Below are 20,301 nucleotides of genomic sequence, written 5' to 3' on the forward strand. Positions count from 1 at the left end.
GATGATGTCAAGCTCTGCTCTTTCGCGCGACTTCGCGTCGTCGCTCGTCGTATTCTTGGTCGCCATACCACTTTGCCTCGGGATTGCGGTGGCGTCAGGAGTTCCGGTGGCGATGGGCCTCATTTCAGGCATTGTCGGCGGCATCGTCGTCGGCCTTTTGGCCGGATCTCCACTTCAGGTGTCAGGGCCGGCGGCCGGTCTGGCCGTGATCGTCTTCAGCTTCGTCGAGCAATATGGCGTTGCCATGCTAGGGCCGGTTCTCATCGTGGCGGGATTGTTGCAGGTCCTTGCCGGCTTCCTGAAGATCGGATCGTGGTTTCGGGCCATTTCGCCTGCGGTGGTCCACGGCATGCTCGCCGGGATCGGCATCCTTATCATTCTCGGACAAGTCCATGTGCTGATGGGGGCGAGACCTGCTGCCGGAGGCATCGAGAACGTCACCGCCATGGAGCAGACCCTCGGTCGCGTATGGGGTGCGGGATTGACCCGGGAATCGGTGGCTCTCCTCGTGGGATTGATCTCTTTGCTGGCCACAATCGCATGGGAGAAGTTCAGGCCGAAGCCATTGACGCTGGTACCCGGCGCTCTGGTGGGGGTTGCGGTTGGCACGATATTGACGGCCGGGATGCAGCTGCCGATCGCCCGGGTGGAGGTGCCGTCCTCTCTCATCGAAAGCATTTCGCTGCCGACGCTCGAGAGTTTTGCTAGGATGATCGAGCCCGGTATCATCGTGGCGACGCTGGTCATCGCGGTGATCGCCAGTGCGGAAACGCTGCTGTCATCCGCGGCCGTCGATCGCATGCATGATGGCGTGCGGACCCGCTTCAACAAGGAGCTGTTCGCGCAAGGCATCGGCAACGGACTTTGCGGCCTGCTTGGTGCGTTGCCGATCACGGGCGTCATCGTCAGATCCTCCGCCAACATTCAGGCAGGCGCGCGCACCCGGGCATCGGCCATTCTGCACGGCGTCTGGATTCTCGGGCTCGTGGCGTTTCTGCCGCAGCTGCTCGTAATGGTGCCGCTGACGGCGCTTGCCGCCGTTCTGCTGGTGACGGGATGGCGGTTGATCAGCCTTCATCACGTCCGCCATCTCTTCGAGCACCACGGTTGGGTTCCCGTGGGGATCTGGACCGCGACGGTGGCGATGGTGGTGCTCCAGGACCTGCTCGTCGGCGTGGCGCTTGGCCTGGCTCTGTCCATACTGGAGATCTTTCCATATCTTCGTCGCAAGCTTGCGATCGACAGGTTGGAAGATGAGGAAACCATTCATCTCGATCTCGCCGGCGTGGCGACCTGCAGAGACGTTCCCACGTTGCTCAATATGCTGGAAGCGCTTCCCGAGGGACGCAAGATCAGGATTGCGGGCACTCGCCTGCATTATCTTGACCATACGAGTGCCGAAACCCTGCGCGAGTGGGTGAAACGCCAGAAGAAATCGGGACGCCTGATCGAAATCCAGCATCCACCGGCCGGGCGCCATCCTCGGCTGAAGCCGATTTTTGAACGGCTTTCGGAGGAGGTAGCCTAACCTCAGCCACGCTCCAACCGCTGGAGCGGCTCAGCTTTTCACGGAACCTCTGAGCCGCTCTATCCTTTTGTCTGCTCGCAATTCCGGACGGAAAACTACCGCGCATTTTCCTGGAAACGCTCTTGGTGTGCAGTCCCGGTCACAGCGAATAGAACCATCACGATACATCCAAGGTTCGCCGGACCCTCTGGGTCCGCCTACCAATCCAGGCGGATTGCAAGCTTGCCCACGTGACCGCCGGCGGCAAGGGCCGCGTAGGCATCGGAGAGCTCCGCGATCCCGAAGACCCGGTCGATCACCGGTTCGATTCGATGGGCGGCGATTGCGGCTGCCGCATCCGAGAGATTGGCCACGGACCCGGTGTTGTTTCCCACGACGCGGATTGCCTTGACGATCAACGGCATGAGATCGAGCTCGAGCTTCGAACCCGTCACGAAACCCACTGTGTAGACCACGCCCCCCTGGCGAACGGCGGCCAGGGACCGCGCAAAGGTCGAGCTGCCCACCGTGTCGAGCACAAGGTCAGCTCCTACGCCCCCGGTGAGGTCGAGTACTTCCTTGTCCCATTCGGGATTGCTTCGATAGTTCACGGTCTCATCGGCGCCGAGCGCTCGCGCGCGATCCAGCTTTTCATCCGACGACGAGGTTATGATGACCCGCCCACCGCGCGCCTTGGCAAGCTGCAGCGCAAAGATGGAGACGCCACCAGTGCCAAGCAGTGCGACAGTCGAGCCCGGCCCGATCTCGGCCGTCGCTAGCGCGTTCCAGGATGTGGTAGCGCTGATGGGCAAGGTCGCGATCGCTTCCCATGTCAGGTGATCGGCTGCCCTGACAAGCGTTGCCGTGTCCACCGTCGCGAACTCGGACAGCGAGCCGGGCTGATCCACTCCGCGCATGGTGCGCGCCTGCAGGGCATTCGCACGACCAGCGTGCCAGAGAATCTTGGGGTGAAGCGCCACTCGGTCACCGACGGACAGGTTGGTCACCTCCGGCCCGATCGCGATAATCTCCCCGGCGCCATCGGCGATGGGAACCAGCGGATAATTGATGCCGGGATAGCTGCCCTGCGCAACAGCAAGATCAATGAAATTCAGGCTTGCCGCCCGCATGCGGACCAGCGCCTGCCCTCTGGACGGCGCGGATGGCTCCTGTCTCTGGCGATGCTGGAAGTTATCGAGTCCGGGTCCCGTGAGTTCGATCTGATGCATGATGGCTCCTTTCAGCCGAAATCTAGCTCCAGCTGAAATCTAATACTGCGTTCCTCCGCCTTGAATTGCCTTATATGGCGGTTTAGAACTGCGTATTATGCAGGAATGGATAAGCAATCCCGATCTTGGAGACATATCCGCCTTCGTAGCGCTCGCGGAATGCGGGTCGTTTATTGCGGCTGGCCAGAGACTGCGGCGAAATCCGACGGCTGTCTCAAGGCGTGTTCAGTCTCTCGAGGTACGGCTTGGTGTCCGCCTGGCAGAGCGTAGCACCCGCAAGGTTGTATTGACCGAAGCAGGCCGGGCATATCTTGAGCGGATCAGGCCACTCCTCGATAGTCTCAAGACAGCGGAGCTCGAGACGGCCGCTCTTGCTGAAGGCGAGCCACGCGGTTCCATCAAGCTGGCTCTGCCCTCCGCATTCGGCCGCCAATGGATCGCGCCGCTATTACCGCTTTTTCTGCGCGAGCATCCCCTTGTCTCCATTGAGGCCAGTTTTTCGAATGCCTACGTGGACCTGATCGGCGAAGGCTATGATCTGGCTATTCGTCTCGGAAGCCTTGCGGATTCGCGGCTGATCGTACGCAAGGTCGCAGACCGTCGTCGTCTTCTATGCGCCGCTCCCAGCTACCTCAGAGAAAGGGGAGAGCCCCGGACCCCCGACGAGCTCGTACACCACGCGTGCCTACGCTTCACGGGTAAAGCGAACCCGCATGTCTGGGAGTTCGACAATGCCGAGCGCGGTGAGCGTGTTGTGCCAGTTTCCGGTCCAATGGCCTCGGATGATGCCGAAACCCTTGTCCAGGCTGGAATTGCAGGCCTCGGGATAGTTTACGCCACTGACTGGCTGGTGGGGCGGGAACTCGCCGACGGGCGCCTCGTTCGAATCCTGCCCGAATGGTCGCTTCCCGACGAGGGCGGAATCTATGTCATGACACCTTCGAAAGCCGGTCTGCCCACGAAAACGCGTGCATTTGCAGACTGGATCGCAACGCGGCTCAGTCGGGCGCCATGGTCGAACCCACAACCTGAATAAGTCCAGTCTGAATGTCTTTCCTCAATCGGAAGGATGCTCCGCGTCTTGGTAGTCCGCTGGCGGTGCCAAGGTCAATTCCGTGTCATCGATGACATAGCGGACATAACGATAGTCGCGTATGAAGCTGATCCGGCCGTCGAGCCATTCCAGCCACATGAAATAGTCGGGCGTGGCATTCGCCCGATCGGAAAAGACAGCGACGACTTCCCGTCCGCCAAGCCAAGCCGGCACGAGCCACACACCTTCAATCTCCGCATAGATGCTGAAGAAGTTTCCAACGTCAGCCGAGCCGACGCGAACCGGGTACGCGGACTGATGCAGTTTGACGTCATCTGCCAGAAGCGCGCGCGGACTGTCCCAATCGCGTCCATTGAACAGTGAGACATAGCGCGCCAATGCCTCCGTTAAGCGGTTCGTCCGATGCAAGGAGCCGGAAGCTCCCGCGAAGGGTGGAGGCGGGTGGTCATGATGCGGCCGTTGCCTTGTCGAGCATTCCACCGCGTGTGCACCGCAACAAAATGCGGCACTCAAGTGGACTCCTGCCATTTAACGCGTAGTATGGAACATACCGCCATCACATCTCAGGCGCTTGTGATCGCAGGACAGAGTGTAAGCCGGTCGCCCGGGAATACGAGGAACTCTATGCCCCCTTCGAGATCGACAGACATGTCGCTGGATCGTGACCTTCGCCCTATCCTGCTGAAATGGGCAGGTAAATTCGTCGAATCGGAGGCCGCGGCAGATCGCGTTGTGCGGCGGACCATCAACGTTATCTGTGATAATCCCGAGCTGTTGGATGGGCCTCATATGAACGAGGCACTTTTCGCCTTATTACGCCGATACGCCTTCGACGAGAATGATCTGAAAACAAGCCGGGAATCCGACAGCACGAAATCGGCCGTCAGCGATATGAACAACAAAGAAGTTCAAGTGGAAAAATAGTTTCCATAATAAGCTCTTAGATCGGTGAGCCTGCCCGTCTGGATGGACGCACAGGCCGCCTTCCGCACGGAAGGTTGCTCCTTCGATTGTTGCGGCCATTGCTCATAGAAATTGCTTGCGTACGCTCAAAGCGATCGATCGCGATTGTCGGCCATTCACAGCTTCGCTTGGCACGATCGATCATTCTCGCGGGATGCCTCGCCGGGAACCGCGGGAGGATTGCGTTAAATCGCGACTATCAATTGCAAGCGTTCTGGCGATCAGGCCGTGGAGAAGGACCTGTATTGCCCGCAGGAGGAGTTTTCTCATCTCGTTCCTCCGTTGTTCAAGCCATGGTCTCTGCCGCGCGAATGAAATTTCGCCAGCCGCCAAATTCGGTAATGTCTTTGGCCGCCGTGGTGGCGTGGGCCTCGCAGAGAAAACCGGAAACCGCCGTGCCGTCATCCAGCATAACCTTGCCGATGCCGAGCGGGGCTGGGATCTTCTGGACGAAGCGGCCGAAGGCCTCCGGTGACACCGCCCAGACCTCGACTTCTATGCCGCCGCCTGTAAAGCCCGGTTCGCGCACCAGTCCCGGCTTGGGCGGGACCGTCCCCGGCAGCGCGAAAAGACGGTAGTCGCCGGCCGTCCGGCAGGTCTTCAGCCGATAGCCACCGGAGGAGGTGAGCTCGTGGTTGAGCGGCATGCCGCTTAAATGTGCCCCGACGACAACGATCGGTACCGAGCCGTCATCCGCCGGCGGCACACGGCTTGCCTCGGGGATCGCTGCCGCGCGATCCCGACCCATGCCCGCGCTCAAGGTCCGGTGCATGGCGTCGGCGAAGGGGGCCAGCGCCTCGTCGGTGAAGGCCGGGCCGATCAGCGTCACGCCCGCCGGCAGGTGGCCATTGGCGTCGAAGCCGGCCGGAATGGCGATCGCCGCACAATCGAGCAGATTGACGAAGTTGGTGTATCGGCCGAAATGCCCGTTTTTGACGATGGGGTCCGCCATCATCTCCTCGACCGTATAAGTGGTCGGCGAGGTCGGCAGCATCAGGATATCCACCTTCTCCCATTCCCGCCGGGTCTTCTGGCGCAGCGTTTCGAGCCTGTATCTGCCTTCGAAGGCATCGACGGCATCATAGGCTTTCGCGCCTTCGATGATGGTGCGCACCGTGGGGTCGAAATCATCGGCATTGCTGGCGAGAAAATCCTTCACCGCGGCCAGCCGTTCGGCGACCCACGGTCCGTTATAGAGCAGCTCGGCCGACAGCCGGAAGGGCGTATAATCGAAGGGAACGATGGTCGCTCCGAGCGCGCGCGCCCGTTCGATTGCAGCGTCGTAAAGGGCCTCCACATCTCTGTTGCCGAAGAATTCCCGTTCTGCTTCGTCGAGCACGCCAATCCGCTGTCCGGAGGCGGGCAGGCTGGTGGATGCCGCTTTGCGCGAGAACGGGTCGGCGGCGTCATAGCCCTCCATCACCTTGCGGATTGCAACGCCGTCGCCGACGGTCGCGGCAAAAATGGTAACGACATCGACACTGCGGCAGGCCGGCACGACGCCGACATTCGGCACGAGCCCCGGTGTGGGCTTGATGCCGACGAGATTGTTGAAGGCCGCCGGCACACGGCCTGAACCGGCCGTGTCGGTGCCGAGCGCGAAACTGGCGAGGCCCGAAGCGACGGCGACCGCCGAACCGGAGCTCGAGCCGCCTGACACATAATCCCTGTCGAAGACCGAGCGCGGTGCGCCGTGCGGCGAGCGCGTGCCATTGAGGCCGGTGGCGAACTGGTCGAGATTGGTCTTGCCGATCACCAGCGCCCCGGCGGCCCTCAGCCTGGCTACCACCGTCGCATCATCAGCGGGATGATAGGCGAAGGCCGGGCAGGCGGCGGTGGTCGGAAGACCCGCGACGTCGATATTGTCCTTGACTGCGAAAGGAATGCCCCAGAGCGGCAGGCTGTTCGGTTTCGGCGCGCGGGCCAGCAGCGCCTTGGCGGCAGTGCGCAGGTCATCGTCCGGGGTTAGCGTGATGAAGATCGCCGGATCGTCGGACGCCAGGCGGCGGCGGATCACCTCCTCGACAAGATCAAAAGGAGACAAGCCGGCCGCATAGGCGGATTGGAGCGAAGCGAGATCGAGAATGGTGGGAAGCATCAGATTTCCTCCAGCACGACGAGGACATCGCCGGCTTTGACGTTGCGACCGGGGCCTGCGCGCAGATCGCGGACGCGGCCCGCGGCGTGAGCGGTCACGTTGATTTCCATTTTCATGGATTCGATGATGGCGACTGTCTCGCCCGCGACGACGGGCTGCCCCTCCTCGACGAGGACCTTCCAGACATTGCCGGGCACGGCGCTTTCAACGCCGAAACAACCTGCTGGGATGTCGCCCGCGAGACCGGGACCACTATCCTCGTCGACGGAAAAGCTGTCGAGGCCGAGATCCTTCCAGCGCTGCCGCTCGGCCTCGAAGGCCGATTGCTGGCGGGCCTTGAAGGTGCCGATCGCCAGCGCGTTGGCGGCAAGGTCCGCCTCATAGGCCGCATAGGAGAATTCGCTCTCCTCGATGCGGATCGGATAGCCGCCATGCGGGAAGGCGGCGCGCGCTTCGCTCAGTTCCTGGTGGCTCACCGGGAAGAAGCGGATCTGGTCGAAGAAGTCGAGCAGCCACGGCTTTTCCTTGGAAAAGACCGGCGTCTGGCGCCAGGTGTTCCAGACCTGGATCGTGCGGCCGAAGAGCTGATAGCCGCCGGGGCCTTCCATGCCGTAGATGCACATATAGGCGCCGCCGATGCCGACAGCGTTTTCCGGCGTCCATGTCCGGGCGGGATTGTACTTCGTCGTCACCAGCCGATGGCGCGGATCCATCGGAGTTGCGACCGGCGCCCCGAGATAGACATCGCCAAGCCCGAGGACGAGATAGCTGGCGTCGAAGACGATGTCGCGCACCGCCTGTTCGTCGGCCAGTCCGTTGATGCGGCGGATGAACTCGATATTCGACGGGCACCAGGGCGCATTTGGGCGGACGAGCTCCTGATATTTGCGCATTGCAAGTTCGGCATCGGGATCATTCCAGGAGAGCGGCAGATGCACGATCCGGCTTGGCACCTTCACCGCCTGCGCCGGCGGCAGCGAAGCCTCCATTTCGCTCAGAAGTCCGAGAACGCGTGTGCGCGCAAGGCTCGTTCCGTCATAATGGATCTGCAGCGACCGAATGCCCGGTGTCAGGTCGATGAGGCCCGGAAGCTTTGCTTCCTTGATCGCCTGCATGAGAAGATGCACGCGCAGGCGCAGCGCGATGTCGAGCTGCATCGGTCCATATTCGACCAGCAGATTGTCGTCCCCCTGCCGGCGATAGACCACGGGCACGGGTCCCGCCTCGCTGCGCCCCATGATCGTGGCCCCCGCATCGTCGCCTATGCGCTTGACCACCGGTCCGGCGATCGGGTCCCCGGCGCGTTTTTCCGCGCGGAAGCGGATCTTGTCGCCCGGTTTGAACTGGCCCATCTTCCATTGCTCGTCGCGCGCGATTACCGCCGGGCAGACGAAACCGCCGAGGCTCGGGCCATCGGGGCCGAGAATGATGGGCATGTCGCCGGTGAAGTCGATCGCGCCGACGGCATAGGCATTGTCGTGCAGGTTGGAGGGATGAAGCCCGGCTTCGCCGCCGTCCGTGCGCGCCCATTTCGGCGCCGGGCCGATCAGGCGGACGCCGGTGCGGGCGCTGTTGAAATGAACCTCGTATTCGGTCGAAAACAGCATTTCGATATCGTCCTCCAGGAAGAAATCGGGGGCGCCGTGCGGGCCATAGAGCACGCCGACTTCCCACTCACGCGTGAGCTCGGCCGGCGCGTTGGCCGGCTTGGATCCAGGCTGCGGAGCCCGGGCAAGCCGCAGCACATGGCCGGCGCGAAGCGGTCCCGTCGCATGACCGCCGAACTGGCCTAGGCCGAAGGTCGCGCGCGAACCGAGCACCTCCGGGGCCGCGAACCCGCCGGCAACGGCGAGATAGGCCCGCTGGCCGGCTCCCGCGATCGCACCGATCGAAAGCGTCTGGCCCGCCTTGATGAGGATCGCCGCATCATGTTGAGCCGGCATGCCATCGAGCGTCATCGCCATCTGCGCGCCGGCAAGTGCGATCGTGACATCCGAGAAGAATTTCAGCACCGGTCCTGAGACGGTCAGCTCCAGCGCCGCCGTCTCGTCGGCATTTCCGACCAGCCGGTTGGCATGGCGGAAGGATCGCTCGTCCATCGGTCCGCTTGGTGGCACGCCGACATGCCAGAGGCCCAGCCGCCCCGGCAGCTCCTGCAGGCTCGACTGGGCGCCTGGCGAAACCACCTCGACCACATCTGGCAAGAAGACGAAATCCTTGAGAGCCGTGGTCGCCACATGGCCGCTCGCCAGAAGATCCGAGGCGGCGATGGCTTTCAGATAGTTGAGATTGGTCTCGATACCCGAGATCGTGCTCTCTTCGAGCGCCTTGCCGAGCGCCTCGATCGCACTTGCGCGATCTTCACCCGTCACGATCACCTTGGCAAGCATGGGGTCGTAATAGGGGCTGACCTCGGTGCCTGTCTCGATCCAGCCATCGACACGTATCTTGTCCGGAAAGACAACCTCGGTCAGCAGCCCGGCGCTCGGCCTGAAGCCGGCGTGCGGCATTTCGGCATAGATGCGCGCCTCGATGGCTGCACCCTTGGGAGCGAGGTTCTCCTTGCCCGTGAGAACGTCTTCGCCAGCCGCCTGCCGGATCATCCATTCGACGAGATCGATGCCGAAGACCGCTTCGGTCACGGGATGTTCGACCTGCAGGCGGGTATTGACCTCGAGGAAATAGAATTCTTCGTGTGCGGGGTCGTAGATGAACTCGACCGTTCCCGCCGACTGATAGTGGGCGGAGATACCGAGTGCGACGGCCGCGCCATGCAGGCGGCTCCGAACTGCATCGGATAGCCCCGGCGCCGGCGTCTCCTCGATCACCTTCTGGTTCCGGCGCTGCAAGGAGCAGTCGCGCTCGCCGAGCGCGATCACCCGGCCCTTGCCGTCGCCGAAGATCTGCACCTCGACATGGCGGGCGTTGGCCACGAAACGCTCGAGGTAGACACGCGCATCGCCGAAGCTTGCGCGCGCGGTGCGTTGCACGCTCTCGAAGGCGGCATTCAGGCTTTCCGGGCCGTGGCAAAGCTGCATGCCGATGCCGCCGCCGCCGGCGGTGGATTTCAGCATGACCGGATAACCGATCTCGGTTGCGGCTTTCAGCGCTTCATCGCACGTTTCCAAGAGGCCGCTGCCGGGCAGCAGCGGCACGCCGCTTTCGCGGGCCAGTTCACGGGCCCTATGCTTCAGTCCGAAGGCGGCGATGTTGTCTTGTGTCGGACCGATGAAAACGATGCCTTCCTCCGCAAGCCGCTCGGCAAAGCCGATGTTCTCCGAAAGGAAGCCATAGCCCGGATGCACGGCCTCGGCGCCGGTCGTCTTGCAGGCAGCTATGACGGCATCGACATCGAGATAACTCTCACTGGCTGGCGCCGGGCCGAGCCTCACCGCTTCGTCAGCCATCAGCACCGCCTTGGAAAAGCGGTCGGCATCGGAATAGACGGCGACGGAGGCGATGCCCATGCGCCGCAACGTCTTGATGATCCGGACAGCGATTTCGCCCCGGTTTGCGATCAGAACCTTGTTGAACATGTCAGGCCTCGCTGTCCCAGACCAGCACCCGGATCGGTGTCGGATCGAAACCGTTGCAGGGATTGTTGATCTGCGGGCAATTGGAGATGACGAGCAGCACGTCCATTTCCGCTCTCAATTCGACATAATCGCCTGGCGCGGAAATGCCGTCGACGATCGTCATCTCGCCCGACGGTTCGATCGGCACGTTCATGAAGAAGTTGATGTTGGGAACGATATCGCGCTTGCTCATGCCATGCTTGGAGACTTCCAGAACGAAATTGTCACGGCAGGCATGGAGGTATTTGGTACCGTGGCCGAAGCGCACCGTGTTGCTTTCGCAGGAGCAGGCGCCGGCCGACGTGTCGTGACGACCGCAACTGTCCGCGGTCATGGTCAGCATGACCCGGCCCTCATTCGAGATGATCTTCGTATGCGTGGAGATATAGGCGGCACCCTGTTCGCGCATCGTATCCTGGTTGGAATAGCGCTCGGAGAAGTCGGCGGCATTGTAGAACAGCGTGTCGATTGCCTGCTGGCCATAGCTATCCTCGATGCGCAACGTCTGGCCTTTCCGGACCACCGTCGAGAACGGCGCTTCCGCGGCAATGACATGATCCTGCACGGCGTTTTCGAGCGTGCGGCCCGGTGCTGTCTGGATGAAATCGCTCATGGTCTCGCTCCCCCCCTCAGATCGCCGCCAGCACGTTGTTTTCAAATCCGCGCACGGCTTCGGCGGTCGCGGTCCGGCACAGGTCCTCGGTCGATGGCTCCACGGCTGCGATACGTGTGACGGTCACCGGGTTCGGCCGGTAGCCGGGGTCGGGATCGAGCGGATGCGGGCAATTGGAAAAGCCGACGATCAGGTCCATCTCGGCACGCAGCTCGACATAATCGCCGCTGCGCAAAAGCTCCGGCTTCCATAGGAACGTGCCGTCCCGGTCGACGCGGACTGGGGCGAAGAGCGCCAGCACCGAGGGAATATCCCGCTTATCAAGCCCGGCCTTGGTGGCGAGCAGGACGAGGTTGTCTCGCGTGTTGCGCTTATCTTCCCCGTATTTCGCCGCATTCGATGACAAGGTCGAGCCACCCATCAGCGCGTCATGGGCACCGGAACTATCTTCCGTCACCGAAAACATCACCCGGCCCATGTCCGAAAAGATCACCCGGCCTTTGCCGAGTGCGGTCGTCCACTGCATCTTCACCGTATCGGGCAGGTTCAGCCTCTCGCTGGTGTCGGCGGCGCTCCAGGCGACGAGGGACAGCGTCGAGAAGCCATGATCGAGGCTGAGGCGCAACGTTTCGTGCTTCCGGAGGCGGGTCGACCAGTACCAGCCGCCGGGGATCACTTCGCGGTGGACGATCTTGTCATACGCGATTTCGGGCGCCGGCAAGGGGCTTGCCCCGGGCAGGGCCTTGGGTGCGAATTCCAGGCCCTTCCTTTGATGCTCTTCGTAGCGCGCGCGGTTGGCGGCTATTTCTTCCGGCGAACGTCTGACATGTGTTGTCATGGCTGGATTTCTCCCGACGAAGCCAGGTCGTCCCGGCGGTGCCCCAGGGAAGCGACCGGGCCGTCCCGGTCGGGGCTGAAGATCGATGGCGCGCCGGCGATGCGCGGCGGCCAGATGGAAATATCCTTGGTAATAGTTGCGCCGTAGCGCTCCTTCTCTTCCGGCCGGTTGCGGCGGCGTTCGAAGGCGACGACGCGGGTCGCAAGCGTGAAAGCTTCGCGCATGTCATGAGTCACCATGACAACGGTCATTTGCGTCTCGTGCCAGAGGCGTTTCATCAACGTATGGATTTCGGCTCGGATGCCCGGATCGAGCGCACCGAAGGGTTCGTCGAGCAGCAGGACCTTGGGGCGCATGATGAGCGCCTGGGCGAGCGCCAGTCGCTGCTGCATGCCGCCGGAAAGCTGGGCCGGATATTTGTCCTCGGCGCCGGCAAGGCCGACTTCGGCGATGAGCTGACGCGCCGCCTCGATGGCACCGCGGCGTGCGGCGCCGAAGAGTTTGGCTTTGTAGCGCGAGGCCGCAAGTTCCTTGCCGAGCAGCACGTTGCCGAGCGCGGTCAGATGCGGAAAGACCGAATAGCGCTGGAAGACTACCCCGCGATCCGCGCCCGGCTCGGCGGGCAGCGCCGCGCCGTCGAGGAAGATCGTACCGCGGGTAGGCTGTTCCTGCCCCAGCAGCATGCGCAGGAAGGTCGACTTGCCGCAACCGGACGGGCCGACCAGAGCGACGAAGGCTCGCGAAGCGACCGTCAAGGACAGGTCCTCGAGCACGATCTGGTCGCCATATTCCTTCCAGACCCTGTCTATCCTGAGCTCGCTCATGCCTGCTTCTCCAGTTCGGACCAGGGGAAGACGGCGACGCGCAGACGATCGAGAAGATAGTTCATGAGCACGGCAAGCAGGGTGATCCAGACGACATAGGGAAAGATCACATCCATCGACAGATAGCGGCGGACGAGAAAGATGCGGTAGCCCAACCCGGAATCGGACGAGATCGCTTCCGCCGCGATCAGGAACAGCCAGGCCGGTCCGAGTTGCAGCCTGAGGCAGGTGATCAGTCGCGGCAGGATCTGCGGCAGCACGACGCGAAGTGCGATCTGCCAGGAGGAGCCGCCGAGGGTCTCGGCCTTGACGATCTGCTCGCGCGGCAATTCCAGCGCCTTCAGCGCCAGGTCGCGGATCATCGTCGGCGCGACGCCGATGACGATGAGAGCGATCTTCGACGTCTCGCCGAGACCCATGACGATGAAGAGGATCGGCAGAAGCGCCAGCGGCGGCACCATCGAGATGACGGCGACGAAGGGAGAGAGCAGGGCTCTGAGATAAGGCAGCATGCCGATCAGCATGCCGATCAGCAGCGCTGTGACCGTGGAGATGCCGAGGCCCGCGAAAAGCCGGATCAGGCTTGCCCCGGTATCCGACCATAGCAGATATTCTCCCGTGCGCGGGTCGGCAATGAAGGCCATGCGGTTGATGGCGTCGGCAAAGCCGGCAAGGCTGGGCAACAGCTTGTCGTTGGCGTTTTCGGCAAGCCGCGCCGCCGAACCGGCGCCATAGGCGACGATCAGCAGGGCAAAAGGCAGGAGCGTCAGGGCAAGCTGTGCGCCGGGACTGGGCCTGGTGTTGATCCAACGCATGAGAAACTCCGCGAATGAAGGGGCAGGCGGCGCATGGGCGCCGCCGGTGAAGATTCGCTCAAAGTGAAGCGTCGGCGACGGCCTTCATGTAAGTTTCCGTGAAGCGCAGCTTGACGTTTGCGCTGTCGCCGAGAACCTTGCCATCGGGCATTTCGATGCCGATGACATCGGCCGATGGCGCACCATTGCCGAGCAGGCCCTTCTGGAACAGGAAGCTACGCACCAGATTCATCGTCTTCGGCAGGTTCGGCGAGGCGGTGAAGGCAACCGCCTCGGCGGGCTTGTCGAAGAGCTTCGTTGCGGCAAGCTGCGCCTCGAAGCCCTTCAGGTCCGTGCCCGAGGCAGCCCCCATCGCCTCGCGCGCAGCCTTGCCTTCGGGCGTGTCCGCTTTCATCAGCGCCACCGTTTCATACCAGATGCCGGCCAGCGCCTTGCCGAAATTCGGATTGTCCTTCAGCACATTGCTGTTGGCGACCATCAGGTCGATGATTTCGCCAGGCACCTGCGAACTGTCGAAGACCTTCTTGGCGGAAAGTTCTTCGAGAATGGTCGAGACCAGCGGATTCCAGGTCACGACGGCGGAGACGTCGGGCGTTTTGTAGGCCGCGACCATGTCGGCGTCGGAGGTATTGACCACCTTCACGTCGCGTTCACTAAGCTTGATGCTGTCGAGCGCGCGGGCGAGCAGATAGTGCGAGACGGAATATTCGACGAGATTGACGTTTTGCCCCTTGATGTCGGCCAGGCTGGTCTTGTCCTTCAGGATGACCGCGTCATTGCCGTTGGAAAAGTCACCGACGATGACGGCAGTCGTATCGACGCCGCCGGCGGCGGGGATCGACAGACCGTCCATATTGGTCAGCGTCACGGCGTCGAAGGCGCCGGCGGTGTACTGGTTCATCGACTCGACATAATCGTTGAACTGGGTGACCTCGATGTTGATGTCGTATTTGTCGGCCCATTTCTTGACGATGCCGTGGTCGCTCGCATAGCCCCAGGGCATCCAGCCGACATAGATGGACCAGGCGACCTTGAAACTGGTTTTCGGCGCGGCACTGGCGACGGAACCGAGCCCGAGGGTCAGCGATATCGAAAGGGCCGTTACGGAAAGGATCTTCGAAAAAGTCTGCATAGAAATTCCCCTTTTGCTTTTTTCAAAAAGGGATCGGCAAAGACCATCGCGCCGCCAATCCCTTGGCTTACGAGGTCTCCCGGGCTTTTATCCCGCCGTGCATCCGGTGGGATTTCTCCCCCAACCGGTGGTGGCTCTCGGACCAGCACGCTTTATCCAAACGCCGGAACCCTAGCCACCAACTCGATTTTCAGGGAAGCAAGGTGCGTGCCAGTTTGCAAATCATTGATTTTATTACCCGGCGGCAAAGTCTTTCTTCTAAAAATTCAGCAAGTCAAAAATACGCACGAAAAATGTGCAATTTCGTGTGGCGGTTTGATCCTCCGGTAGGCAGCAGCGGGTGATGACAGTCCCGCGACCGGCATGTGGAATCGGCAGCCCTCAGCGGCCGTATCCGGATGTTGCAGATTATCGCGTTAGCCCTGCCCACCTTGCCCGCCGCTTCTTCATTCTCCGACATAGGCCGCGAGTTCATCGGCTGTCCCGTGCTGGAAAGTCTCCTTCAGATAGTCAAGAAGGGCCGAGACGCGGGCGCTGAGGAGGCGACGTGTCGGATAGAGCGCCCAGAGTGCGGTATCGGGTCCATCAACATCGCCCCAATGCACCAGGGTGCCGGCAGCAAGATCGGAACTTGCCAGCGACAGGGGCAGGCGAGCCACGCCCGCACCCAGGCGAACCGCATCGCGGACCATGAGAAAAGACGACAGGCTCAGAACCGGCTTGACTGTTATCGTCGACTTCCCCGCCGATGTCGTCACCTCCCACGTTTCGGTTTGCCTCAGTGCTCCTCGGGTGACTGCCGGCAACGGACTGCGGTCTGTCGGCGGCATGAAGTCCGGTCTAGCCACGACCACCAAACGATCGCGGAGGAAAACGCGACCGACTAGGTTCGCATCCGGCTCGGGATTGACGCGGATGACCAGGTCATAGGCTTCCTCGATCATGTCGACAGTCCGGTCTTCCGTCGTGATCTCAAGCTGAACTTCGGGATACTTGATGACAAAGCCGGCCGCTAGCTTACCGATGGCCGTCTGCGAGAAGAGCAAAGGCGCGCTGATGCGCAATCGGCCGCGCGGGCTGCGACCGCCCGAAGCGATCGCTTTCGCCGTCTCGTCGAGCTCGATCAGCAGAGCGCCTGTACGCTCGAACAGAGCGCGTCCTTCTTCCGTGAGCTTGAGCGTTCGCGCGCCTCGCTCGAACAGGCGCAGATCGAGATTTGCTTCCAGCTCGGCCACGCGCCGGGAGAGCGTTGCCTTCGGACGGCCGGCTGCGCGTGCGGCTTTACCGAACCCGCCATAACGGGCAACCAGATTGAAGTCGGCAAGGGCGAGCAGATCCATGTGTTTCACCAGTGAGACGATGCGTCCAGATATAGCGTCTATCGGGATTAATTTGGATCATTAACTTGGTGGATGTCAACTGAACCCAATCTGGAGTAACCACCATGACCATTCTCGTTACTGGCGCCACCGGCCGTGTCGGCCGTCATGTCGTCGAACAGCTTACGCAGCGCGGTGCCAAGGTGCGCATCCTGACGCGCGATCCCTCGAAGGCTGATGTTCCGGCCGGCGTCGAGGTCGCTCAGGGCGATCTGCTCGACATCGATGCCCTGCGTGGCGCCTTCCATGGCATAAGCACGCTGTTTCTGCTGAATGCCGTTACCGGCGACGAATTCACCCAGGCGATCATCGCGCTCAATGTTGCTCGCGAGGCGGGCGTCGACCGCGTTGTCTATCTGTCGGTGTTCGAAGCCGATCGGGCGGTAAACGTGCCCCATTTCGCCGTCAAGTTCGGCGCAGAGCGCATGCTCGTGCAGATGGGCTTCAGCGCCACCATCCTGCGTCCGACCTACTTCATCGACAATGAGCTGATGATCAGGGACGTGGTCCTTGATCACGGCGTCTATCCAATGCCGATCGGCAGCAAGGGCGTTGCCATGGTGGATGCCCGCGATATCGCCGAGGTCGCCGCGATCGAGTTGATCCGCCGCGATTCCGCTTCGGGCAAGCTGCCGATCGAGACCATCAACCTGGTCGGACCCGACACGCTGACCGGCCCTGGCGTGGCGAAGATCTGGTCGGATATCCTGGGCCGCCCGGTCGTCTACGGCGGCGACGATCCCAGTGGGTTCGAGCAGAGCATGGCGAGCTTCATGCCGAAGTGGACGGCCTATGAGATGCGCCTGATGGCGGAGCGCTATGTCAGTGACGGCATGATTCCTGAGGCTGGCGACGTCGAACGGCTAACCACGATCCTGGGTCGTTCGCTGCACTCCTATCACGACTTTGCGGTCGCGATTGCGACCTCGGTCTAACATCCGGCCCACCCGACCCACGCCATCCGGCAGCTCGGCATGGAGCTGAACGGCGCGGAAGGGCAGGTGAAGTTCGCCATGGAAAAGGGCGGTTCAGCTTTTCACGGGATCGCTGAGCCGCCCTGTCTAGTTTTGCGCCCATGCGCCAATCAGCATGCGCATGAAATGCTCCGCGGCCGGTGAAAGCTTCCCCCCGCGACGCCGGACGACACCGATGGTGCGGGAGATCTCCGGATTTCGAATGGGGCGAGTGATCAGGAAGGGATGTTCGCCCTGTGGTGTCGCCATCTTAGGCAGCACCGAAATTCCCAATCCGGCTTCGACCAGACCGAGTGACGTCGAAAGATGCGTGACCTCGTAAAACCAGTTGAGCTTGATATTGGCTCTCGCCAGAGCCGCATCCAGGAGTGTCCTGTTCGCGCTGGAGCGATGAACCGTAATAAGGGGATAAGGCTCGAGATCCTGCCATCGCACTTCCGTCGTTTCGGCCAGCGGATGGTCTCGTTTGGCTGCCAGGACGAAGGGATCCTCCGCAAGCCTCTCGAACACCAGATCGCTGTCTGAGCTTCCCATGATGTTGATTCCGAATTCGACCTCGCCGCGTGCCACCGCCTGCAGTGCGTCGGTCGCGGTAAGATCGAGAATCCGAAGCCGAATGTTCGGGTATTCCTGATTGAATTGCCGAATGACGGAAGGCAGGAAATAAAAGGCTGCCGTCGGCAGGCAGGCAATCGTTACCAAGCCTCCGCGTTTGGCTCCCAGTTCCCGCATCGAGAATAGCGAGCCATCGAACTCCTCGAGCATACGCTGCACCAGAGGCACGAGCTCGGTTCCGAGAGCCGTAGCCGCGACATGGCGCGTCGTCCTCTCCAGCAGCGGCGCGCCGATCGCCTGCTCCAGCTTTTGAATCCGCCGGCTGAGCGCCGGTTGCGACATGTTTAGCTGATCGGCAGCGCGATGAAAGCCCTGCAGTTCCACGACGGCCAGGAACGCTCTCAGGTCAAGGATCTCACAATTGATGTTCATTTCGTATCAATGTCCTCGATTTTAGCATTTCACATATCAATCATTAATTCCATAATAGCAATAACGAAGCGGATTAATACGATAAACACATTATTTGGCGAGAAAAACGCATGAATGATTTGCTCTCCATACCGTGTGTCCTGATGCGGGGTGGCACCTCAAAGGGCCCGTTCTTTCTGGCGTCGGACCTGCCGCGGGACCCGGCCGAGCGGGATCAGGTGCTTTTGTCCGTTATGGGCTCGGGGCATCCGCTTCAGATCGATGGTATTGGAGGGGGAAACCCGGTCACCAGCAAAGTTGCCATCTGCGGCCCGGGAACGGTGCCTGGCGCGGATGTGGACTATCTGTTCGCGCAGGTTCGCGTCGACAGGCAGATCGTCGATACCTCCCCCAATTGCGGGAACATGCTGGCGGCTGTCGGGCCGTTCGCGATAGAGGCGGGGCTTGTGCCGGTTGCCGGAGACACCACGCTCGTCAAGATATTCAACGTCAACACCGGCAAGATGATCGAAGCCGAGGTTCCGACACCGAATGGCGCGGTTGCCTATCTCGGCGACGCAAGAATTGACGGCGTACCTGGCCAGGCTGCTCCGATCGCGCTCACGTTCAAGGATGCGGCGGGTGCCCGAACGGGCCAGCTTTTCCCAAGCGGTAAATCGATAGAAACGATCGCCGGTATCGATGTGACCTGTATCGATTGCGCGATGCCGATGCTCCTTATCGAGGCCGCTTCACTCGGTGTGACCGGATATGAGAGTGCTGCTGAACTGAACGGCAATCATTCGTTGATCGAGCGGCTGGAAAAACTTCGTATCCTTGCCGGCGAGAAAATGGGAATGGGTGATGTCCGCAGTCAAGTCACTCCGAAACCGGTTCTCATCTCTCCAGCCAGACAAGGCGGCGCGTTGAATGTTCGCTACTTCATGCCGAATGAATGCCATCCATCACTGGCGACGACAGGCGCTGTCGGGATTGCAACGGCCTGTGTGAGCGAAAACACCGTGGCGTCCCGCCTTATCGGCGTTCAAACACCGCCCGTCGTGCTTTCCATTGAACATCCCAGCGGCCATCTGGACGTGAAGCTGCAACTGCGGGATGGGAAGCTCGTCGCCGGGATTCTTCGCACGGCGCGCAGGCTTTTTGAGGGCCATGTCTTTGCAAAGCCTGCCAAAGCGCTGGTTTGTGCAGCATAATCGATAAACCCATGGTGCCGGGAGGGTGCCAAAATGGAGGAGATCAAATGAAAAAGCTTATTCTCGCACTCGCGGCAGCGGTAGCGCTGTCCGGAACGGCTTTGGCGGAACCTGTTCGCATAAGCGTCGGTTCCTACAACCTCAACAACCTGCCTTTCCCCGTCGCGCAGGGCTTGGGCCTTTATGAGAAAGAGGGTCTGGAGGTTACCGTCGAAAACTTCGCGTCGGGCGGATCGAAGACCTTGCAGGCATTGGTTGCCGGCTCGACGGATGTCGCCGTCGGCTTCTACGATCATACGATTCAGATGCAGTCGCAAAACAAGCACGTTGTCGCCTTCGTGGAGTTCGGGCGAAATTCAGGGCTCGTTCTGGCCGGCGGCAAAGACGCGAAATTCGATCCGAAAAACCCCGAAACGATCAAGGGTGCCAAGATCGGAATCACCGCTCCGGGCTCATCCTCGGACTTCTTTATTCGCTACTATCTCCAGCGGCATAGTCTCTCGGCGAACGACGTTTCGATTATCGGCGTGGGCTCGGGCTCGGCTGCGGTCGCAGCGCTTCAGCAAGGCAAGATCGATCTGCTCGTAAATTACGACCCTGCGGCGACGTTCGTTGTCGAGAAGGGTGTCGGAAAGATCCTGATCGACGCCCGGAATGACGACGGCGCCAAGGAGATCTATGGCGGTATCTATCCGACATCGGTCCTTTACGCCACGCAGGACTACATCTCCAAAAATCCGGAAACGATCCAGAAGGTCACAAATGCAACGGTGAAGGCGCTTCAATGGATGAAGACGCACAGCGCCGCCGAGATCGTCGAAAAGCTTCCGCCGGAATTCATTTCGGGCGACAAAGAGACATACATCAAGGCAGTTGAAAACGCGCGGCAGATCTTTTCCACGGATGGGCTGCTCGACGAAAAAGATATCAAGACGCCTCTCGATGTCCTGACCTCGTTCAACGACAAGGTCAAGGCGGCCAAGATCGATCTGTCGAAGACTTTTACCAACGAATTCGTAGCTAAGGTGCCGGCGGCGGCATCGAATTGAGGGAGGTTAAGATGTCCGTGGCAGCGTTCGCGCCGGCAAAACAGACGCCCCAGGCCGGGGCCTCACCCAAA

16 protein-coding genes, 1 pseudogene and 1 riboswitch are annotated in these 20,301 nt (G+C 61.3%); of the genes and pseudogenes, 6 read left to right on the plus strand and 11 right to left on the minus strand.

Translation table 11 applies throughout. The features are described from left to right. The first annotated feature begins 1 nt into the window (after window position 1). Window positions 2-1,528 (plus strand): SulP family inorganic anion transporter, encoded by a 1,527-nt coding sequence (locus DQ393_RS31100; protein ID WP_112345533.1) that lies wholly within the window; start codon window positions 2-4, stop codon window positions 1,526-1,528. Between the two features lie 197 nt (window positions 1,529-1,725). Here DQ393_RS31100 and DQ393_RS31105 read toward each other — a convergent pair whose 3' ends face one another. Next, window positions 1,726-2,736 carry a zinc-dependent alcohol dehydrogenase family protein gene (locus tag DQ393_RS31105; RefSeq protein WP_112345534.1) on the minus strand — a complete coding sequence of 337 codons (1,011 nt, stop codon included), beginning with the start codon at window positions 2,734-2,736 and terminating at the stop codon, window positions 1,726-1,728. Window positions 2,737-2,833: 97 nt separating this feature from the next. On the opposite strand from DQ393_RS31105, the gene DQ393_RS31110 reads away from it, so the two are divergent. Further along, window positions 2,834-3,772: a LysR family transcriptional regulator gene (locus DQ393_RS31110; protein ID WP_112345535.1), complete on the plus strand. Its 939-nt coding sequence runs from the start codon at window positions 2,834-2,836 to the stop codon at window positions 3,770-3,772. A 21-nt stretch (window positions 3,773-3,793) separates the two neighbouring features. Here the strand turns inward: DQ393_RS31110 and DQ393_RS31115 are convergent. Beyond that, a pseudogene (locus DQ393_RS31115) lies at window positions 3,794-4,177 on the minus strand (RNA polymerase sigma factor); the annotation flags it as partial. Window positions 4,178-4,438: 261 nt separating this feature from the next. Here DQ393_RS31115 and DQ393_RS31120 point away from each other — a divergent pair. Next, on the plus strand, window positions 4,439-4,714 hold the full coding sequence (locus DQ393_RS31120; protein WP_112345536.1) for a hypothetical protein: 276 nt from the start codon (window positions 4,439-4,441) through the stop codon (window positions 4,712-4,714). A 325-nt stretch (window positions 4,715-5,039) separates the two neighbouring features. Here DQ393_RS31120 and atzF read toward each other — a convergent pair whose 3' ends face one another. The 8 genes from atzF to DQ393_RS31160 form a co-directional block, all read right to left on the minus strand. Further along, a complete protein-coding gene (atzF, locus tag DQ393_RS31125; RefSeq protein WP_112345537.1) occupies window positions 5,040-6,851 on the minus strand; it encodes an allophanate hydrolase in 1,812 nt (603 codons plus the stop codon). Continuing rightward, window positions 6,851-10,387 (minus strand): urea carboxylase, encoded by a 3,537-nt coding sequence (gene uca / locus DQ393_RS31130; protein ID WP_112345538.1) that lies wholly within the window; start codon window positions 10,385-10,387, stop codon window positions 6,851-6,853. The genes atzF and uca overlap by 1 nt, the downstream gene beginning before the upstream one ends. 1 nt (window position 10,388) lies before the next feature. Next, window positions 10,389-11,039 carry an urea amidolyase associated protein UAAP2 gene (locus DQ393_RS31135; protein ID WP_112345539.1) on the minus strand — a complete coding sequence of 217 codons (651 nt, stop codon included), beginning with the start codon at window positions 11,037-11,039 and terminating at the stop codon, window positions 10,389-10,391. Between the two features lie 16 nt (window positions 11,040-11,055). Beyond that, window positions 11,056-11,877 carry an urea amidolyase associated protein UAAP1 gene (locus tag DQ393_RS31140; protein WP_112345540.1) on the minus strand — a complete coding sequence of 274 codons (822 nt, stop codon included), beginning with the start codon at window positions 11,875-11,877 and terminating at the stop codon, window positions 11,056-11,058. Then, window positions 11,874-12,701, minus strand: coding sequence for an ABC transporter ATP-binding protein (locus tag DQ393_RS31145; RefSeq protein ID WP_112345541.1), 828 nt, complete (start codon window positions 12,699-12,701; stop codon window positions 11,874-11,876). Before DQ393_RS31145 ends, DQ393_RS31140 begins: the two co-directional genes overlap by 4 nt. Further along, on the minus strand, window positions 12,698-13,516 hold the full coding sequence (locus DQ393_RS31150) for an ABC transporter permease (protein ID WP_112345542.1): 819 nt from the start codon (window positions 13,514-13,516) through the stop codon (window positions 12,698-12,700). Before DQ393_RS31150 ends, DQ393_RS31145 begins: the two co-directional genes overlap by 4 nt. Before the next feature lie 58 nt (window positions 13,517-13,574). Then, window positions 13,575-14,648, minus strand: coding sequence for a putative urea ABC transporter substrate-binding protein (locus DQ393_RS31155; protein WP_112345543.1), 1,074 nt, complete (start codon window positions 14,646-14,648; stop codon window positions 13,575-13,577). 74 nt (window positions 14,649-14,722) lie between these two features. Beyond that, window positions 14,723-14,834, minus strand: a riboswitch (guanidine-I (ykkC/yxkD leader). 260 nt (window positions 14,835-15,094) lie between these two features. Beyond that, on the minus strand, window positions 15,095-15,988 hold the full coding sequence (locus DQ393_RS31160; RefSeq protein WP_112345544.1) for a LysR family transcriptional regulator: 894 nt from the start codon (window positions 15,986-15,988) through the stop codon (window positions 15,095-15,097). Between the two features lie 104 nt (window positions 15,989-16,092). Here DQ393_RS31160 and DQ393_RS31165 point away from each other — a divergent pair, with 104 nt between their 5' ends. Beyond that, window positions 16,093-16,962 carry an SDR family oxidoreductase gene (locus tag DQ393_RS31165; RefSeq protein WP_112345545.1) on the plus strand — a complete coding sequence of 290 codons (870 nt, stop codon included), beginning with the start codon at window positions 16,093-16,095 and terminating at the stop codon, window positions 16,960-16,962. Between the two features lie 126 nt (window positions 16,963-17,088). Here the strand turns inward: DQ393_RS31165 and DQ393_RS31170 are convergent, their stop codons facing one another. Next, on the minus strand, window positions 17,089-17,988 hold the full coding sequence (locus DQ393_RS31170; protein WP_112345546.1) for a LysR family transcriptional regulator: 900 nt from the start codon (window positions 17,986-17,988) through the stop codon (window positions 17,089-17,091). A gap of 110 nt (window positions 17,989-18,098) precedes the next feature. Here DQ393_RS31170 and DQ393_RS31175 point away from each other — a divergent pair, with 110 nt between their 5' ends. Together DQ393_RS31175 and DQ393_RS31180 are read left to right on the plus strand one after the other, a co-directional pair. Next, on the plus strand, window positions 18,099-19,181 hold the full coding sequence (locus tag DQ393_RS31175; RefSeq protein WP_112345547.1) for a 4-oxalomesaconate tautomerase: 1,083 nt from the start codon (window positions 18,099-18,101) through the stop codon (window positions 19,179-19,181). A 47-nt stretch (window positions 19,182-19,228) separates the two neighbouring features. Then, a complete protein-coding gene (locus DQ393_RS31180; protein WP_112345548.1) occupies window positions 19,229-20,230 on the plus strand; it encodes an ABC transporter substrate-binding protein in 1,002 nt (333 codons plus the stop codon). Window positions 20,231-20,301 lie beyond the last annotated feature (71 nt).

Origin of the sequence: Martinezella tropici, from assembly GCF_003287875.1 — a bacterium.
Taxonomy (GTDB): domain Bacteria; phylum Pseudomonadota; class Alphaproteobacteria; order Rhizobiales; family Rhizobiaceae; genus Rhizobium; species Rhizobium tropici_C.

What these genes read in the sequence shown, in the direction of transcription:
- uca (WP_112345538.1), bottom strand. Translation starts at nt 10,387, where the DNA reads ATGTTCAACAAGGTTCTGATCGCAAACCGGGGCGAAATCGCTGTCCGG.
- DQ393_RS31155 (WP_112345543.1), bottom strand. Translation starts at nt 14,648, where the DNA reads ATGCAGACTTTTTCGAAGATCCTTTCCGTAACGGCCCTTTCGATATCG.
- DQ393_RS31175 (WP_112345547.1), top strand. Translation starts at nt 18,099, where the DNA reads ATGAATGATTTGCTCTCCATACCGTGTGTCCTGATGCGGGGTGGCACC.
- DQ393_RS31110 (WP_112345535.1), top strand. Translation starts at nt 2,834, where the DNA reads ATGCAGGAATGGATAAGCAATCCCGATCTTGGAGACATATCCGCCTTC.
- DQ393_RS31165 (WP_112345545.1), top strand. Translation starts at nt 16,093, where the DNA reads ATGACCATTCTCGTTACTGGCGCCACCGGCCGTGTCGGCCGTCATGTC.
- DQ393_RS31180 (WP_112345548.1), top strand. Translation starts at nt 19,229, where the DNA reads ATGAAAAAGCTTATTCTCGCACTCGCGGCAGCGGTAGCGCTGTCCGGA.
- DQ393_RS31105 (WP_112345534.1), bottom strand. Translation starts at nt 2,736, where the DNA reads ATGCATCAGATCGAACTCACGGGACCCGGACTCGATAACTTCCAGCAT.
- DQ393_RS31150 (WP_112345542.1), bottom strand. Translation starts at nt 13,516, where the DNA reads ATGCGTTGGATCAACACCAGGCCCAGTCCCGGCGCACAGCTTGCCCTG.
- DQ393_RS31100 (WP_112345533.1), top strand. Translation starts at nt 2, where the DNA reads ATGATGTCAAGCTCTGCTCTTTCGCGCGACTTCGCGTCGTCGCTCGTC.
- DQ393_RS31140 (WP_112345540.1), bottom strand. Translation starts at nt 11,877, where the DNA reads ATGACAACACATGTCAGACGTTCGCCGGAAGAAATAGCCGCCAACCGC.
- DQ393_RS31170 (WP_112345546.1), bottom strand. Translation starts at nt 17,988, where the DNA reads ATGAACATCAATTGTGAGATCCTTGACCTGAGAGCGTTCCTGGCCGTC.
- DQ393_RS31135 (WP_112345539.1), bottom strand. Translation starts at nt 11,039, where the DNA reads ATGAGCGATTTCATCCAGACAGCACCGGGCCGCACGCTCGAAAACGCC.
- DQ393_RS31145 (WP_112345541.1), bottom strand. Translation starts at nt 12,701, where the DNA reads ATGAGCGAGCTCAGGATAGACAGGGTCTGGAAGGAATATGGCGACCAG.
- DQ393_RS31120 (WP_112345536.1), top strand. Translation starts at nt 4,439, where the DNA reads ATGTCGCTGGATCGTGACCTTCGCCCTATCCTGCTGAAATGGGCAGGT.
- atzF (WP_112345537.1), bottom strand. Translation starts at nt 6,851, where the DNA reads ATGCTTCCCACCATTCTCGATCTCGCTTCGCTCCAATCCGCCTATGCG.
- DQ393_RS31160 (WP_112345544.1), bottom strand. Translation starts at nt 15,988, where the DNA reads ATGGATCTGCTCGCCCTTGCCGACTTCAATCTGGTTGCCCGTTATGGC.